The following is a 17516-nucleotide window of genomic DNA, read 5'->3' on the forward strand; positions in this document are numbered from 1 at the left end:
CCTCCATCAGACAGCGAAGTGCCGACCGGGTGTAACGGCGGAAGTGGAGAAGAGCGGCGTCGTGCTCGGAGAAAAGCCAAGGGTGGGCCGGCACGCTGAAGACAAACGCTCCCCCAGGCTTGAGCACCCGCACCACTTCGGCCACGGCCACGCGGTCGTTCTCGATGTGCTCCAGCACGTCGGACGCCACGACAGCATCGAACACGGCCGCGCGGAAAGGCAGCTGGGTCCCGACTGCACGGCAGAAACGGCCACCACCCCGCGCCCCCGTGAGTGATACCGCCTCACGGTCCGGTTCGATCCCGAAGACCTCTCCCAATGATGCGTAGACGCTGGTACTGCCACCCGTGCCGCACCCGTAGTCGAGGATCCGCGGAACTGATGAGCGGGTCGTGGTGACGGCGCGGAGGAAATCGAGCAGCACCCTGCGACGTCCCCGAAACCACCAATGTTGGGTTTCGAGCGCATGCATCGCTTCATATTCGTGGGGGAGCATCGGGCCTCAATTCGTCGCGGAGGATTAAAGCGCAGTCGATACAGCACTGCGTCCGCCGTTTGGTTGGTATAGATCACCTCTCCACCGGCATCGTCAACGGCGGCCATAAGCAATGCGCGCTCATCCAGATTAGGGTGGGCATAGTCCGAGAGCACCATCCAGGCGTAAGGCCGAGCGGCGTCGCGAATTCTTCTGGCTTCATTCTCTGCCCAGCCCGGATCGGGCTGGGGCGGAGTATACCCCGTGCCCATCCGGCCCTGAGATCCACTCGGGGTGCCAAAGAGCTCGATTCCGCGTTTCTGCCGGTAGACCAGCGAATCCGCATCGCCGGCGACCCGCCTTCCCCGGCTCGCCCCATTGACGAAGCCCGGGCCATCAGGCCCTGCAATCCTGGCTACCCAGGCCAGACGCGCCGTGTCCGGCCGGCTCCAGTCCGTGGTGTGGAAGACCCAGGGCGGGGTGACCCGGGCAAACACGTAGATCGGCTCTCCTCTGGAACGAACTCGGAAGTCGTCCGCCAAGGGGCGTACCTCCAAACCTCGAATCCCCCAGTCCGGTGGTGGCACGAACGTAAGCACCGCCGCGACCATCACCGAGGGGTAGAGGAAAGCCATGACCAGCCATCGGGAACGGATTCGGGGCCACATGCTCTCGGCGCGCTCCGCCAGGCCGACCAGGCCAGTTGCGACCATAATCGCCAGGAGCGGGGCGGCGAACAGCACCAGGCGTGCCGCGATGGGATACTGGCCGACCGCCGAAGCGCCGAAGGCGGCGGCGAGCGGGCCGGCGACCAGAATGGCATAGTCCGGGCCCCGGCGGCGCCAGATACCGGCCACCCCGATGCAAGTCAGCAGGATAAGCAGAGGAGTGACGTCGACGAGTCCGCGCCAGCAGGTCAGGGTACAGCCGGTTTCCTCGAGGCCCAACCAGGAACGGGAGATGAGATGGGGGGTGCCAAGCCGCAGGATGGCTTGGCTCCAGAAGTCGCGCATGTACGGGGCGCGGGCGTTGGGGGCGTACCATGTGGCGTAGGTGACACCGAAGATCGCCAGCCAACAGGTGAGGATCGCCCCGAGTCCGACCAACGCCCGTGTCCTTCGGGCGCGGAGCGCAGTCACAGCCAACCCTCCGGCCACCGCACCCGAGACCAGGAGGGCCGGTGTGGACACCAGCACGGCCGCCACTCCGCCGAGCGCGAGCCGGAGCCAATTGCGTCGGTTGCCCAGGTCCTCTGCCACACGGCATCCGGTCCAGACCAGCACCGTGGCAACGAACGCGTCCACGATGTATGGCTTGACCTCGACGGAGTACCGGATCAGGGGAAACGCCGTGCCGACCAGCGCCAGCGCCACCAGTGCCTCGACTCGGCCGGTCACCTCGGCGGCCAAGCGATAAAGAACCCACAGCAGCCCGATGCCGGCGAGCAGCGGCACCACTCTCAGAGAGTAGCCGGAGACGCCCCCCAGCAGGACGAGGAGGCGCTCGGCCCAGAGAAAGGGGATCGTGGCGACCTGACCATAGTCGAGGGGTTGAAGCAATCGGAGAAAGCCGCGGCGCCCGATGTTCAAACCGAGCATCGCCTCATCGCCGCTAAGTGAGGCATTCTGCAGAAAACCGACGATTCGGGTGAGAGCGCCGAACGCGAACACCGCGACGGCAAGCGGCGGGACACGCGATGCGGTCAACGCTTGACGGCTGCGACCTGCCCGTTCTTCACGACGACCCTCAAGTGACTGTAGATCCATTCCTCTCCGCCCGAGTCAGTCCGCACTATCCTCGCCGGCCGGCCCATAGCGGCCCGAAGTTGGTCGACATTGAATCCGGGTCGAACTTGACGACACGAAATGAGGGCGCGCACCTGCTGGTTCCAATCCTGATGCTCGCGACCCAGGCGACTCAGGCGAGCCGAGTCCGCGACATTGCAGCTGGGCGGCTGGGCTCCTTTCCCTGCCTGGTCGGGAGCCGGCAGGGCCTCAAATGCCCGGTCGAGCATCGGCTTCCCATCGTCCCTGGCAGCCTGAGGAGCTGTCGGCGGCACCTCAGGCGTCGCCAGCACTCCTTGAGGAACCACGGAGTGCACCAGCTTAGACAAGTCAATGATCCCGGTGAATGTCGCGACACCCATCAGCAGCACAGCAGCCACACCGAGCTGAACGATGACGCCGAGCAGCACGCTTCGCCCACACCAGGGACACACGGAGGTGTGAGGCGCGAATTGACCACCACATCCAGGGCAGCTTCTCAAGGCCGTGCCGAAGTCTCCGGTGACGCTCTCCTCTTCAGACAGCCGGCTCGGGGATAGGTGAGGAGGCGCTCACGGTCGGCGTGGACCCGCGCCCGGGCCTGCGCCAGGCACGCCGTCACTTCATGTTGTGACCCAAAGCCGCAGCAGACCATCCCGAGGCGATGGAGTTGTAGGAACGATACCACAGGTCGAGCGGCTACCTGAATTGTTCTCGGGTCTGAAGTAGGTGGAACTACGCTAAATCTTGCACTCCAGAGCGATGGGCGCCAGTTCCGGTCTAATTGCCACCCGGCGGCACCATCGGTATGCTCCGCCCCCATGGTGGCTTCGCTTTCACGTCGGCGGCTGCTTGGGGCGCTTCTAGGCGCGGTCGCTACAGGTGTGCTACTGTTGGCGATTCACCGCTCCGAAAGCGACTTCGACCTGCTTTGGTACTCCGCACGGCATCTCGTCAACGGGCGTGACCCCTACCCTCTCTGGCGCGAGCATTGGAAATACCCACTCTACTATCCGCTTCCGGCAGTCCTCATGGCCGTGCCGTTCGCATGGCTGCCGCTCGTCCTAGCGCGCACCGTCTACGGAGTTGCCGTTGGAGCGTTGTTCGGGGCGGCTCTCCAGGGCCAGCCGTGGTGGCGCTGGTCGGTCCTCTTGAGCGGTGCCTACGTCTACGCCGCGCTTCGGGCCCAGCCGAACCAGGCCCTACTTGCGGCGGCCCTCATGCCGACGCTTGGGGGCCTGTTCACCATGAAGCCCAACAGCGGCCTCGTGCTCTTTGCGGCGTACCCGTCGCGCAAAGCGGTGGTGGGGAGCATCGCAATATTGGCGGTGAGTCTGACAATCCTGCCCCGCTGGCCAATTGAATGGCATCAGGCCGTGCACGGCACGCTGGTCATTCAACCTGCCATCCAGCGGCCGTGGGGGTGGCTCCTCCTCCTTGGCCTCGTCCGGTGGCGCGAGCCGCGCGGACGGCTCCTGGCGGCGCTAGCCGTCGTCCCCCTGAATTCACTGCCACACGAGACCCTGGCCCTGTGTCTCATCCCAGCCAGCGGGGCGGAGATGGCGATCTACTGTCTAGGCACCTGGATCGCTACCGCCGCGACGATGGAAGCACGCCTCGTAGCGCCCACGCTCGAAGCCGCCCAAAGGCTGGTCTGGCCATGGTTGCTCGGAGCGGTCTACCTCCCAATGCTGGTTTGCGTGCTCCGACCGTCAGCAAGGAAACACCCTGTGAAAAGGGAACCGACCGAAGGTGACGACGCCGTTGGCGGCCCTGGTGTCGGACAGGGCGTCTGATCCTGGCCCGGGGATTCTGGACGCCTGCTCACGCTCCGCGACGCCTCGGGTGAGCACAGGGCGTGTGCTCATTCCTCATTGGGTGCTTGGATCGTCTCAAGCTCATTGTCGCGACGGAGAACCAGAACAAGGCAGGGCAGATAGACCAGCAGCAGAAAGACGGGCCAGAGCGTTCCGATTGCCGCGGTCAGATGATGGCTCGGGTCCGCCTGGATAGCGAATGCGCCAGCTATGAGCGAGAGACCCACGAGTATCAGCATCTCACGCAAGGTCCTTGGGATCAGCAGTAAGGGAACCATCTCGTACAGCAGAGTCGTCTGGGGCACCAGGGCAAGCACTCCGAGCATGCGCGCCTCGGGTCGGCGCCAGCGGAGAAAGCTCAGCAGCAGAAGGAATCCTCCTGCTCGGCCGACTGGTGGTGTCGTGTGGGGCATCGCCAAAGATGCGGCAAGAAATGGTCGAACCCACCCTGGTACCAGCACGAAGGAAAGCAGCGTAAGGACCACCCCACCGATGAGGGCGGCCCGAGATGGCCAGCCCGCAAAAAGGGCCGCCCCGATGGTGGGTTTCGCTGCCCACACGAAGCCGAGCGCCGGCACTGCGGCCGCAGCCGTCAGCAAGGGAGACCACTGGACCGAGATCAGGGCATGGAGGTAGAAAGCGGAACCGAGACCGAGCAGCCCCCACCAGCCCCGCGCCAAAAGCGTCCACACCAACGCGGCCGTTCCGATGCCCGCCCAGAGCCACAGTGCCGATTGCAGAGGCAGCACTGCAAAGGGCGCCGCCACGAGTATGGCCGGCGCCGGATACACCAGCGGGTAGTTGAATTGACCGAAATGATAGCCCGATGCCAGGGCGGCGTAAGGATCCAATCCCTCCAGGAGGGCTCGCCCTGCCGCCCAGGTTTCGTCCCAATCCGACTTCGGGACCGGTGGCTGATGACCCGCGTGAACGACCGCGGCGGCAAAGCATCCGATCGCGAGAGCGACGACTGCCCTGCGGCCAGTGGTCAGTCCAGCGACCACGTTCTGTTCGATCTGCGCCTTCCTGGGCATCAGTTTATGATTTTCGCTGGCGGTGGCCGTCTCAGTGGAATTCTCGCGCCCCGTCTGGCTAGATACTTGCTGCAGCGTTGCCGGCCCGTACACGGCCGTGTCGTTTTCAGGCGGGCGGCCTCAAGCGAGCAAGCAGCAACCATGTAGCTAACCAGCTTCGGTCGAACTGGTTACAATTCTTATCCCGGTTCCCAAGACATCCGGAGGGGGGTATGACCGATGCAGCCCGGCACAGGCACCGGGGCAGAGTTCTGCGACTGCTCTGCTGGCTTGCGCTGGTTTCAATCTTAGTACCGGGAAGCGCCCACGCCTATGTGGACCCTTCGACCGGAAGCATGTTGCTCCAGGTGCTGGTTGCCGGCGTCCTTGGCGCGGCCTTCACCGCCCGACAGTGGTGGGGGCGGGTCGCGACAGCCGTGCGGCAACTGCGGGACCGAGCGACACGCCGTTGATGCGCGGCGTCCGTCTCTCTCAGACCAATGGCAGCTGACATCGGTTCAGCTCCGCCCTGGTATCCATTTCTCGCCAGCGCCTATCTCGTGGTGGCCTTGGCTGCGGCAAACGGTGGGGAACTGGTGGGCCCCGGCGATCTCCTCTGGCCGATCCTCATAAGCCTATTACTCGCCACCACAGCCTGGTTTCTCAACGGTCTGGTCACGAAGGAACCCGGCAAACGGGCCCTGCTTACGCTCGCCGCAGTGCTGGTCTTCGGGGCATCCGGTCGCGCGATCGTCGTTGTCCGCAGCTGGCCACCGGTCGCGGAGCTCGCCACGGACATCGTGGCCCTGACGCTGATCGTCATTCTTCTGGTTGCGTTCACCGATCTCGTCCGCCGCTCGTCACACTCCTTTCTCCCGACGCTCCGCTATCTCAATCTCGTCGCGGCCATGCTGCTGTTGTGGTCCAGCGGCCAATTTATCTGGAACAACACCACCGCCAGAGACGCGCTGCCCATGAGCAGCCTCCCTCAGGCTCATGCGGAGGCAGGCCACCCACCGGACGCGAAGCCTGACTTCTTTTTCGTCATTCTGGACAAATACACCGGACCCCGAAGCCTGGCCGCGAACTTTCGATTGGACGACACCGAGTTCCTCCAGTTCCTGGCGCACGAAGGATTTTTCGTCCCTCGGAATGCGCGGGCAAACTATAATCACACCTTTCTTGCCCTCGCGGCCATGCTGAATTGGCAATACCTGGATACGCTGGTTACCGCGTTGGGCCGTGACAACCAGAGCTGGCGAGCAGCCTACCCGGTTATAGAAGACAATCGAGTGTCCCGCGCGCTCAAGCAGGAAGGCTACCGGTTCGTTTTCTTCCCTTCCGCTTTCCCGATGACAAAGCGTAACCGCTTCGCGGACCAGCAGCTCCCTGAGCCCACCAGTGCGTCTCGCGAATTTCAGTCGGTCTGGCTTCGAACGACACTGCTACGCCCGCTCCTCGAAGGCCTCTGCCCCCTCATCGGTTGCTCAACCGGAAAGTATGTCCCTGAGTCAGCGACGCTCATGGATTGGAAATTCCAGCGGATTGCCGAGCTCGCGGGAAGCAGAGAGCCGATCTTTGTGTTCGCCCATCTCACCGTGCCTCACGAGCCATATATCTACGATGCCATGTGCGGGCATCGCGATCCGTACATACCGGAAAGGGACGACGGCCCCGAAGCGTCTCGGGTTGTGGCGGCGTACGTGGACCAGGTCAAGTGCACCAACCAGCGGGTCGAGCGTCTGGTGACGGATATCCTCCATCGGGCACATCGGCAGACGATCATCATCCTGCAAGCGGACCACGGGCATGGGCGCATGGGCCACGATCAACCCGCCTTGAAGGACGCTTTGCCCTGGCAAGTAGCCGAGCGAACGGACATCTTCGCGGCGTACTACCTGCCCGATCATCCTGCAGGGTTGCTCTCAGACTCCATCGGTCCCGTCAATGCGGTCCGGGCCATCATGCGGCATTACTACCGGTTGCCGCTGCCCCCATTGCCCGAGCGGACCTTCTGGTCCTCCTCCCACCATCCGTACGCCTTTACGAGGATCAGGTGAACGCAAGAGAAACGTCGGCTTGGTTTGCTTCCTCCGGACGGTGAGAGTCACGTGACCGGGCAGCTCAGCGCAGCAGGTGCGACTTGAGGGTCAAGTCGTGCAGAGCGGTGCCCGCTTACCCGTTCTTGATCAGCATGTATTTCGTGCTCGCGCTCGCGGCCGGGAATGGGGGGCAGCTGATCCGGCCGAGCGATCTCACGCGCCCGCTGCTTGCCTCGCTGGCCCTCACCATTTCCGTTTGGATCATCGCCGCGGTCATTACCTGGAATGCTCAGAAGGGCGCTCTGATTGCATTCCTTACTGTCTTCGCGTTCGGCACCTTCCGGGTGGCCTACGATCCATTGGATGGTTTCCTGGCCGCTCGCGGCGAGCAAGTGACTTTCTTGTTTGTCGAAGCATGGCTGCTGGTCATCATTACGTTCGGCTTGTGGCGATACCAGGGCGATCTCAAGGGGATTTCCCGCTACCTCAACGTCGTCACGACCCTCCTCGCTGCGTTCGCCGCGGCAGGCGCAGTCCGGAGCTTCGGCCGGCCCTCGGTCGACGAAGTGACCTCGGCCCCTGCCCCGGTCAAGGTAGTCAACGCGATGACGAGCGGGTCTAGGCCCCCCGACGTCTTCCTCATCATAGTGGACAAGTATGAGGCCTCACGAGAGCTCGCGCGGAACTACGATTTCGATAATAGCTCCTTTGAGGAGGCGCTCCAGAAGCGGGGCTTCTTCGTGCCTCAGGCCGCTCGCGCAAACTACGTGCACACGATGCTGGCCCTGGCGGCCATGCTCAACCTGCGATACCTCGAGGATTTCCCCAAACAGTTCGGCGCCGATAATCGAGATTGGAGCCTGAGTTACCCGATCATCGAGAACAATCGGTTCGCCCTCACCCTGAAGGGACTCGGCTACCATTACATCTTCTTGCCCACTGGATTCTGGCCCACGCGGCAAAGCCGGCTCGCCGATGAACAGATCCCATCGCCGTCCATGATCCACCCGGAGTTCGAGGCGGCGTGGGTGAGCACGACACCGGTTCGAGCCGCGCAGAGAGTGATCACGGCAGCGACCGGGTACGCTTTCGACAGTCTCCCCTATGCGACCGAGTCCGCCACTCTCCTCGACTGGAAGTTTCGGCGGCTCGCCCGGATGGGTGGCCGCCCGAAGCCGGTGTTTGTGTTCGCTCACCTGGCGCTCCCTCATGAGCCGTACCTGTACCGGCGTGACTGTCGCCATCGGGATCCCTTCTGGCCGGCGGACGACCGCCCTGACAGCGTCAAGCGAGCGTACGTGGAGCAAATTCAGTGTTTGAATCACAAGCTGCTCGCGCTGATTGACTCGATCCAAAGCCGTTCTGCGACACCGCCGATCATCCTCATCCAGGCGGATCACGGACATGGCCGCTTCGGCCGGCGTGGGCCTGGTCCGATGATCAGGGCAACGCCGACTCAAATTGCGGAACGCACGGCCGTCTTTGCCGCCTACGCGCTTCCGGGCACTCCGAGGTCCGAGCTGTGGGACAGCATTTCACCGGTGAATGTGACCCGATTGGTCCTTCGCCATTATTTCGCTGCGGACCTCCCTCCTCTCCACGATGAGACCTATTGGTCAAGCTGGGCCTTTCCGTACCGGTTCTCGCGAGTCAATTGAGATGCCGTGTCGCGGGTCGGGCGACGTTGTGGGCCGATCACCCTAAGCACATATTCCGCCTCGACTCCATGTCAGGCCCCATCCCATCTCACCGTGCGCGAGCGGGCCTGGCCATAGGCGCCGCCCTGGTGTTTGGCGCGCTGACCGCCCTGACCTTCCGGCTCGTTCCTGACCGCAGCAACGACATTGAGATCCTGTGGTTTGCCTGTGCGGATCTTCGCCGCGGGCTCGATCCCTATCCGTTGGCGCATACCCATTCCATTTGGCCGTTGTATTATCCGCTCCCGGCGGTGCTGCTCGCGTTCCCGTTCAGTTGGCTTTCGTTCCCGGTGGCGAGCACGCTCTGGGTGGGGCTGATCGCGGGGATCTTCACTTATGCGATGGCCGGCCGGGGCTGGTGGGCGCTTCTTGCGCTCGGCAGCGGCGCAGTAATCCATGCGCTGGCAAACGGCCAGCTCACCCCCCTGCTGGTCGCGGCGACATTGATCCCCGCACTCGGCGGACTCCTGATCACAAAGCCGAACTCCGGACTAGCCCTATTCGCCGCGTACCCGTCGCGCGGGGCTGTCCTCGGCGGCGGCGTGATACTCCTGGTGAGTCTTATCTTGCTGCCACAGTGGCCGCGCGAGTGGCTTCAAGTCATCCGCGATTCGCCACACATCGCCTCGCCCATCATGCGACCCTACGGCTGGATTCTCTTGTTGGCAGTGGTTCGGTGGCGAGACCCGCGCGCGAGGCTCTTGCTCGCCCTGTCCCTGATTCCGCAGAATCTCCTGCCCCACGAAACCGTGGCGCTCGCGCTCATCCCACAGAATGGGCGCCAGACGGCAATCTACGTCGTGGGAACGTGGGTGGCGGTATTTCAGGTGCTCGCCTTTCCGGCGCTCCTCAAGACGAACGATCTCGCTGCGATGATCGGTACCATCTGGCCGGCCATGCTACTCGCCGTGTATATCCCCATGCTTTGGCTCGTGCTCCGCGGCCACCAGGGTAACGCCGACGATCTGTCGGGCATCGGCGTGTTCCGAGCGGCGAGAAAACCAGACTCGAAGGAAGCGACCGGTATCGGAGAGCACCCGGATTGAGGTGCGCATCAAAAGGGTCTCGCTATGGTCAGGACCTGCAGGACATTGGAGAAGTCGTCGGTCCAGGTGTCCACCCCAGGAAGTTGCCTGAGCGGCCTCCACCTGTGGTCGCTGGAAAGTCCGCCCAACGAGCCCAGGTCGGGCGCGACAACCGCCCAGACGGAGGAGTCTTCACCAGTGGGCCCGTCGACTCGCTTGTGAGTCGTATTCACCCGGATTCGGGCCGCAGCACCAATGTTTCGGGCCAGTCGAGCCACCACCGGCTCGAGATTCAAGTACCTGTTGCTCAAGTGAAACGCCACTACTCCGCCAGGCGCCAGCTTTCGGAAATACAATGTCAGGGCTTCCCTGGTGAGCAGATGCACTGGAATCGCATCGGAGGAAAAGGCGTCAAGCACGATCAGGCTGAAGGCACCATCCCTTGCTCGCGTCAAGGATAGGCGTCCGTCTCCCAGGACAACCTGCATTCGGGCGGGGCTGTCGGCGAGGTAGGTGAAGTACTCGGGGTCTCGGGCGATGCGTTCCACGGCCGGATCGATCTCATAGATCGTCCACCGTTCGCCGCTGAGGCCGTACGCGGCCGTGGCTCCGGTTCCCAAGCCCACGACCGCTATGGACCGCCCGGGAGTTGCCGCGATCTCGCGGAACACATCTCCCAACGGTCCCGTGCGAGTGTAATAGCTCAGCGGCTCACGGCGACGCCCCGACGCAAGGGACTGAGCCCCGTGCTTGGTCGTGCCGTTGAGCAAGAGATGGGTCGAATCGGCATCGTTGTTCCTGATTTGATGGATCCCGTAAAAGTCCCGCTCATTCAAGATCAAATCATTCTGAGTGGCGTCGGCGATTACCCAGGCAGCGACGATGGCCCCCAGGCTGCCCGCAAGGGCGAGAGGTTCATTCCGCGCTCGATAGCACACCACCGCCGCGAAACATGAAGCCGTGATCTCTGCGACCCACACCAGCACAGGGGCGCGCGCGCCCGATTCGTCGTACCTGATCAACACATGTCGCGCGGCCACGAGAATCAGTGCCGCCATCAGGGCGACTAGCAGGTTCCTCACGAGTTTGGTCGAAGGCCGTTCGGCACTGGGCCTGAGCAAACACGCGAGCACCAGAAGCAACGGGTATTCCAACACCGAGGTGAAGAGGTTCGGAGCTATGAGGACGTTGAACGCCCCACCGAGCGCGCCCCCCAAGGCCAGCCAGAGGTAGTACTCGGTCAATCGCGCGGGGCGAGGGCGGCGCGCGGCTAACTCTCCATGGCAGACCATCGCGGTGAGGAAGAATGCCGTGAGATGGAAAGGCAGAAATGCAGGTGTCGCCACATACGGCCCCCAGAACATGAGGACCACCACCGGCACGACGAACAGTGGCTGGGCCCGGACCATTCGTTCTCGCCGGAACAGCGGAGTACGGGCGAAAGCGATCACAAAGGTCAGGAGATACACGGCGAAGGGCACGACCCAGAGCAAGGGAATCGCCGCGATGTCCATGGTCACATAGGTCGTGAGTCCAAGCAGCAAGCTGGAGGGGACGAAGGCGAGCGCCACCCACATCACGCGCTCCAACCAGGCCGACCGTGTAGTCCCAGCCGGCCCGTCGCGACTAGCAACTGACTCGGCTCCAACCGAGATCGCGAGCTGTTCCGAAGGGGAGGCCCAGAGCAGGTAGGCACAACCGGCTATGAGTGCGATGAAGAGCGCGTAGCCGAGAGTCCACACCCGCGCTTGGGCGGTTAAAGGGAGCGCGGCCTCGATGATCGCGGGGTAGGCCAGCAGGCCAAGCAGGCTACCTGCGTTACTGGCTGAGTACAAGAAATAGGGATCCGGATTCCGCGCGCGATCGGCGGCGCCGAACCACTGCTGCACCAGCGGCCCCGTACTCGAGAGCAGCAGAAAGGGGAACCCGAGCGAGACCATCAGAACCTGGATCAGCCACACGACCGGACTGCCCGAGGTCGGAGGGGCTCCCACGCGGTGCAACGTGATCGGCAAGGCCAAGATCGACAGCAGGACGGCCGCCAGGTGGAAGGCGGCATGCCGCCGCGCTCCGAGCAGGCGGGGGCCGAGATGAGCGTACAGGTATCCGAGGAGGAGCATGCTCTGAAAAAAGAGCACGCAGGTGTTCCACACTGCAGGGCTCCCGCCCAACAGCGGGAGCACCATCTTGGCGAACATCGGTTCGACCACGAAAAGCAGGAACGCTCCCACGAAGAGGGTCCCCCCGTATATCAGCTCCAGCACGGTCTCATCCGATCATTGCCGGCACGCTCCTGCATCCGACCGCTGGTAGACTTCGTGAACCCCGATGAGCTCGACATAGCGATAGCAGGTCAGCATCTGTGCAATCTCTGGATCCATCGCAAAGTACGACCGAAGATCGAGCCGCTCGAAGCCGTTCGCGCCGCTGTCCCGGGAAGGGCTGAGGATGAGCAACATCTCGGGCGGGTGACTCCGCATGTCGGTCACCATCGCCGAATCGAGCAGGCGCTCCGCGGCCGATCGCTCTGAGAGTGGCCGAAATCTCGCGGGGCCAGGCTTTGGCATCGCGTCCCAGTAGGACGCCGGCACGAGCCACATGCTCGGAAAACGAGAACCCCACCTGGCCCCGGACAAGGTCACCAGGGGAAATGCGGATCGGATGTTGAACGACCAGATCATGAGCGTTCCGCCTGGCGCCCGTTGCCGCACCAGCGCCAGCAGCTCATGGAAGCCAGGATACCTGGTCACGTCCTCGGCGAATGGATGAAGCGCCACCGACACCGATCTCACTACAGTTGTGATGCAGAGAAAGGCGAGTGCGGCGGCCGCGGTGAGGCCGTATACCCCCGAGGCAAACCGGGCTCTTGCAGCTCTGGCACGGATTACCATGATGCCCAACAGAACAACCGAGACCGCCGAACTGGGATAGAAGTGATACCACCATCCCTTCTGCTGGAGCGCTGCGGCGAGGAGCAGAGAAGCTAAAGCCAACGCGAGGGCCTGAACCAACACCGGGTTGGCTGCCCGACGGGAGACAGTGGCGTATACGAGCAGCGTGAGCAACGGGATGGTGGAGCCCTCACCGACAACGAGCGTACTCACGACCGGCAGACTCATGTACTTCCTGTACGCCTCGCCCAGCACTCGGACGACCGTGAAATACTCCGGCGTGAGAAAACAGACCGCAAGGCCATAGGCCAGGACGACGAGTGCCGTGGCGAGAAGTTCGCTCCTGGCTAGGCGCGTCGCCGGCGCTTTGCGGCGGAGCCAAACCTCCAATACCACCCACAGGATCAGGAAGTAAGGTTTGAGCGAGAAGCCGATGCCGGCCAGCAGGCCGATGAGCCACCCACTGCGTACCGGTTCGGGAGAGCTCGCCTGAGCTACGACGCACAAGATGTACGGCAGCGCAAGAGCAAACATGAGATGCTCGCGTTGCCCGAACGCCTCACCCGGAAGCGCCAAGAGTGCGAAGACCAGCATGGCGTTGATCGATGCCCGGGAGAGCTCCCCTGAATCCTGGCAGATTCGCCGCAGACTGTCCTGGGACACTGCCAACACACTGATCAGGACCAACGTCACCGAGAAACGGTAGACCGCTAGGGGGGACAAGTGCAGTGCTCCTGCCATCAGCGCCGGTGGGATGTTGAGCCAGAAGATGAGTGGGGGATTGAGGTCGATCAGATCCCGGTACAGGCGGCTTCCTTGCAGAACCCGCTGTGCCCCGAACATGTAGAACGCGACGTCCGGACTGGGGGGGGCGACGGCTTCTGCCACGAGAGCCAATCCTCCCACGCCTACGGCGGTGGCGATCAAGGCACGGGTCCAGCGCTGAGATACTGCGGGCGACTGAGGTGGTTGGGTCAGGAGAGAAATGCCCACCGGTCAACCAATCGGGGCGGTGTACAGTGCCTCTCGCGATTCGACGAACAACTCGAACTCACGCACCGGCAGTGTCGCGGAGAAGCTCCGAGACGAGAGAATATAAAAGACGAAGACGGCCGCCAGGGTGAGAGATTGCAGAGTAATCACAACAGCGAACGCCAACGCTGTTGTCGCCCAGCCGGGGACGGCCAGTGCGGTACCGAATCGGATGACCAGGATGAGCACGGCGCCAACGATCGACACAGCGCACAACGCAAGACAGGCGAGCAACGCGCGGGTTCCAATCTCCTCGCTGAACACGGAGAAGGCCCGAAGCCCATGCGTGGTGAGCGTCACCAGGTTCATCTGCGAGCTTCCCGCTATTCGCCCCCCCCTCACACACGGCACGGTCGTATGGGGTAGTCGTGCCTTGACCACCGCCGCAGCATAGTGATTCCACAGATCAGAGACGAGAACGAGGGAGCGAACCAGGTGTGTGGGGATGAGACTGAAATTGCCGAACCGGACTGGAATGCCCGTGAGCATGCGGTGAGACCAGCGGAATAGCCAGTACATGGATCTGAACCACCAGCCTTCGGTTCGCTTGGTGCGGGCAGCGAAGACGACCGCGCCGTAATCGGTCTGCCGCATCGCGGAATGGAGCTGTCGAATGTCCTCGGGGCGGTCCTCTCCATCGGAGTCCAGCACCAGAGAGGCCTGGTATCCTTCGAGCGTGCTGACCAGCCCCAAGCCAACCGCGATCGCCCTCTGGTGCCCGAGGTTGCGCCTCAGACGCACGACCCACACACTTCGAATCGCTTCATAGGACGAATCCTGCAGATCTCGCGGGCGCGGCAGCGGCGAAGCGTCGTCGATCAGATAGACGTCCGCCGTGGCCCGGATCTCACGCAGAGCTTGGTCGAGGCGCCCGAGGAGCACCGGCAAGCAAGCCCAGTCATCATAGACCGGTGAAATGATCGCCAGCCTCGGCCGGGCGACGTCGGGGCTGCTCAGGGAGTCTCCAGCACCGACTCGGCCGCGTCATCATATGGGGTGATGCGCGGCCGATCGTATTCCCCTTTGAGACAGTTGGTTCGGATCGCGACGAGATCGGCCGCCATCCGGATCGAGTCCCGCACCACCCGAATCTTGGAGCCGGGCTGGTGCACCCAGTTGATGGGCACCTCGGCGACCCGGTAGCCTCGCCGCTGAGCCATCAAAAGCAGCTCGACATCGAAGCTGAAGCCCTCCATTCGCATGCGGGAAAAGAGGTCGTGTGCGATAGACCCTCGAAAGAGCTTGAAACCGCACTGAGTGTCGCGGATGCCTTTCACGGTGAGCAGCTCGACTAGGCCATGAAATGTGCGGCCCATGACGTGGCGGTACCAGCGGCGCTGGACTCGCACGTCGGCCCCGGGGACGCTGGCCCGCGACCCCACGGCCACATCGCTGCCTTCCTCCAACGCGCGCTCGAGACGTTCGATCTCGGCAATGGGCGTGGCGCCGTCAGCATCCGCGACCAGCACGCAGGCGCCCCGGGCGTTGACGACGCCGGTCCGCACCGCGTAGCCCTTGCCGTGATTCTGAGCCAGACGGATCAGACGCAGCTCGGCATACCTGCGCGACAGCGAGTGGACGACCGCGCTGGTACCGTCCCGGCTGCCATCGTCGACCACGATCATCTCCGCCGATGTTTCCCGGCAGCGGAAGTACTCCACCATCTCCAGGAGCGTGCGACGGAGGCGCAACTCCTCCTCATAGGCGGGGATGATGACGGAGACCGCGGCGGAATCTCTCATTGAAGCCACCAGGCAAGTGCACATCTCGTGCCCGGAGGGTAGCCACCCGGGGCCAGACGGCAGCAGCTGGGTCGATAGTCGTCAGGGACTGGGAGAAAAGGTACCACGATGCCTACCTCACCGCCGGCAATGCACCGAGGCGCGGCACCTCCCCATCACGGGAGCGTTCGTGGACTGCCGCCGATTGGCAAGTCGACCTGAACTCCGGCGGTGCCAGCAACGCGCACGATGTGACCTCTCCCCCGTCAGCGGCAACGATCCCGACTCGCTCCCCGAGTTTCTGGTAGCACGGAAGCTTCGCAGTTTCGGGCACGGACCGGCAAAGCTGGGAGGCAGCCTCGAAGGTCCCCTCCTCGTCAATGAGGTTCTCGGCTGCCCCGGCCAAGCATGCGCCCTGAAGTGCCTCACGGCCCATGCCGCAACGCTGAATGATCTGCTCCTCCGTGTCGGGGGTGCGAGCGACATGGCCGGCTATCCACTTGCCCAGGCCCCAGTAGCAGACTGACCGGTAGGAGTCCGGAGCACGATCGCATCCCTCAAAAGCACGCGAGTAATCCTGGCCAGCATCCAGCAGCAGAAGACGGCCTTCGTAATGCCAGCATGCATGCCGGTACTGCGAAGCTTCATCCTGACAGACGAACGATGCGGTACCGCCTCCCTTTGCTTGGGCGGATCCATGCGCGGCGGACTGATCAGTATGATGCTGGTGTTCGGCCGGTGCGCCCCGAAGTGCCATCCGCTCATTGGCACGCTGCATGAAAACTCCGTCTCTACACTCCTCTTGAGCCGCTGGATTAGTGAGCCCGTCGCAGAAGCCGAGCGCCTGTTCCCCGACCCGGAACCAAAGGCCGTGGCCGAGTCCGTGAGCGCACTCCCGTCGCGCGACGCGGCGGAAGCTCCCGCCAGAAATACTATCGCAGAGCGCGGCGATCTGCTTTACGCTGAGGTGGGGAAGGTGCAAGACATAGGATTCGATCACTCCATGGAAGCATCCCGACTCGAAGCCCGGAGTGCATGCCGCAAATACTCGTGGATCCCACTGGCGCTGAACGGCATATCGTCCAACCGCATGGGCGTACATGTGTCTCGAGGCATGTACCGCGGTGTCTCGCCTCGCGAGCTGACCCAAGTGAGCGAGGGCGAGCGCGGGTCCACCCTCCTGGACATCCAGATACAGCGCTGCAGTGACCAGATCGGCCCGTGAGACATTCTCCCAGGCGATGCTTGCATGATGATCGGCGCGCGACACGCCAGGGCTGAGCGCGGAACCCACCAGGTACGCCAACACCCCTGTTCCGAGAACGACGTTCGCGGCGCGGACTAGCCAAGCACGATCACCCACTAGCCAGCTCACCCTCACCGTCCCATCATCCCCCCCATCGGCATCCCCACGAACCGCCCCGCCACAGCCCCGATGATCATGAACAGCACGATGCCCGCGAGAATCACCACGACCGTGTACCCCATCGCCTTCTCCTTCGGCGCCTTCATCAGCACCGGCAGCCCCAGGTACAGCAGATAGATGCTGTAGAGCCCCAGGATCCCCAGCACGCTGAGCGCAGGCAGCACCGCGAAGATTCCCGCCACCCAGCTTGCCGTGCTGGAGTACGCTGCCACCTTGAGCGCCTGCATCTGGCTCTTGGTCCCGTCGAACGTCGGCGCCAGCGCGTCGATGATGAGTGCCAGAACATACACCGCGATGAGCGTGAGGACGTAGCGCACCACCGCCCCGGCCAGGGCAGTCCCGATCGGCACCCGCCACACGGTGCCGGTGAACGGCACCCGGAACCCGAACACCGAGAATCCGATCACCCCCGCGATCGGCCCGATCGCCGCCAGCGGGGCGATGTACCCGGCGTAGAGCTGACCCGGTGTAGTGGCCTCGCCGTCGATCACCTGCCACTCCGTTGCGGGCGTCAGCAGGATCGCCTTGACGCGGTCGATCAGGGCCATTGGAGGCTCCTTGCGTTGGTGAACACTGACAGGTGGGAGCAGGTATAGTGCGGCGGCGGAGCCGCG

Annotated in this window: 13 protein-coding genes; 5 read left to right on the forward strand and 8 right to left on the reverse strand. The window is 63.5% G+C overall.

Annotated features, from left to right (window positions below; translation table 11 throughout):
* Positions 1 to 6: 6 nt before the first annotated feature.
* Together VHR41_14600 and VHR41_14605 are read right to left on the reverse strand one after the other, a co-directional pair.
* Complete coding sequence (locus tag VHR41_14600) at positions 7 to 2181, reverse strand: glycosyltransferase family 39 protein (GenBank protein ID HEX3235426.1); 2175 nt, start codon at positions 2179 to 2181, stop codon at positions 7 to 9.
* The gene (locus VHR41_14605) at positions 2178 to 2669 is read right to left on the reverse strand and encodes a hypothetical protein (protein ID HEX3235427.1); all 492 of its coding nucleotides are present in this window, start codon (positions 2667 to 2669) and stop codon (positions 2178 to 2180) included. Before VHR41_14605 ends, VHR41_14600 begins: the two co-directional genes overlap by 4 nt.
* 462 nt (positions 2670 to 3131) lie before the next feature.
* Between VHR41_14605 and VHR41_14610 the strand changes: the two genes are divergently transcribed.
* Positions 3132 to 4034 (forward strand): hypothetical protein, encoded by a 903-nt coding sequence (locus VHR41_14610; protein HEX3235428.1) that lies wholly within the window; start codon positions 3132 to 3134, stop codon positions 4032 to 4034.
* Between the two features lie 68 nt (positions 4035 to 4102).
* Here VHR41_14610 and VHR41_14615 read toward each other — a convergent pair whose 3' ends face one another.
* Positions 4103 to 5182, reverse strand: coding sequence for a hypothetical protein (locus VHR41_14615; GenBank protein HEX3235429.1), 1080 nt, complete (start codon positions 5180 to 5182; stop codon positions 4103 to 4105).
* A gap of 386 nt (positions 5183 to 5568) precedes the next feature.
* Here VHR41_14615 and VHR41_14620 point away from each other — a divergent pair, with 386 nt between their 5' ends.
* From VHR41_14620 to VHR41_14630, 3 genes are all read left to right on the forward strand, one after another.
* Positions 5569 to 7128 carry a sulfatase-like hydrolase/transferase gene (locus VHR41_14620; protein ID HEX3235430.1) on the forward strand — a complete coding sequence of 520 codons (1560 nt, stop codon included), beginning with the start codon at positions 5569 to 5571 and terminating at the stop codon, positions 7126 to 7128.
* Between the two features lie 125 nt (positions 7129 to 7253).
* Positions 7254 to 8768, forward strand: coding sequence for a hypothetical protein (locus tag VHR41_14625; GenBank protein HEX3235431.1), 1515 nt, complete (start codon positions 7254 to 7256; stop codon positions 8766 to 8768).
* A gap of 128 nt (positions 8769 to 8896) precedes the next feature.
* Positions 8897 to 9853 (forward strand): hypothetical protein, encoded by a 957-nt coding sequence (locus VHR41_14630; protein HEX3235432.1) that lies wholly within the window; start codon positions 8897 to 8899, stop codon positions 9851 to 9853.
* Between the two features lie 8 nt (positions 9854 to 9861).
* Here the strand turns inward: VHR41_14630 and VHR41_14635 are convergent, their stop codons facing one another.
* The 4 genes from VHR41_14635 to VHR41_14650 all read right to left on the reverse strand — a co-directional run bounded on the left by VHR41_14635 (position 9862) and on the right by VHR41_14650 (position 15497).
* The gene (locus VHR41_14635) at positions 9862 to 12096 is read right to left on the reverse strand and encodes a fused MFS/spermidine synthase (protein HEX3235433.1); all 2235 of its coding nucleotides are present in this window, start codon (positions 12094 to 12096) and stop codon (positions 9862 to 9864) included.
* Between the two features lie 12 nt (positions 12097 to 12108).
* Entirely contained in the window at positions 12109 to 13611 is a 1503-nt protein-coding gene (locus VHR41_14640) for a hypothetical protein (GenBank protein ID HEX3235434.1), read from the reverse strand.
* Positions 13612 to 13719: 108 nt separating this feature from the next.
* Positions 13720 to 14712 carry a glycosyltransferase gene (locus VHR41_14645; protein ID HEX3235435.1) on the reverse strand — a complete coding sequence of 331 codons (993 nt, stop codon included), beginning with the start codon at positions 14710 to 14712 and terminating at the stop codon, positions 13720 to 13722.
* Positions 14709 to 15497 (reverse strand): dolichyl-phosphate beta-glucosyltransferase, encoded by a 789-nt coding sequence (locus VHR41_14650; protein ID HEX3235436.1) that lies wholly within the window; start codon positions 15495 to 15497, stop codon positions 14709 to 14711. The genes VHR41_14645 and VHR41_14650 overlap by 4 nt, the downstream gene beginning before the upstream one ends.
* Before the next feature lie 697 nt (positions 15498 to 16194).
* On the opposite strand from VHR41_14650, the gene VHR41_14655 reads away from it, so the two are divergent.
* The gene (locus VHR41_14655; protein ID HEX3235437.1) at positions 16195 to 16701 is read left to right on the forward strand and encodes a hypothetical protein; all 507 of its coding nucleotides are present in this window, start codon (positions 16195 to 16197) and stop codon (positions 16699 to 16701) included.
* Positions 16702 to 16853: 152 nt separating this feature from the next.
* Here VHR41_14655 and VHR41_14660 read toward each other — a convergent pair whose 3' ends face one another.
* A complete protein-coding gene (locus VHR41_14660; protein HEX3235438.1) occupies positions 16854 to 17450 on the reverse strand; it encodes a Yip1 family protein in 597 nt (198 codons plus the stop codon).
* Between the last annotated feature and the right edge of the window lie 66 nt (positions 17451 to 17516).

Source organism: Gemmatimonadales bacterium, assembly GCA_036265815.1.
GTDB lineage: Bacteria > Gemmatimonadota > Gemmatimonadetes > Gemmatimonadales > GWC2-71-9 > CAVVWJ01.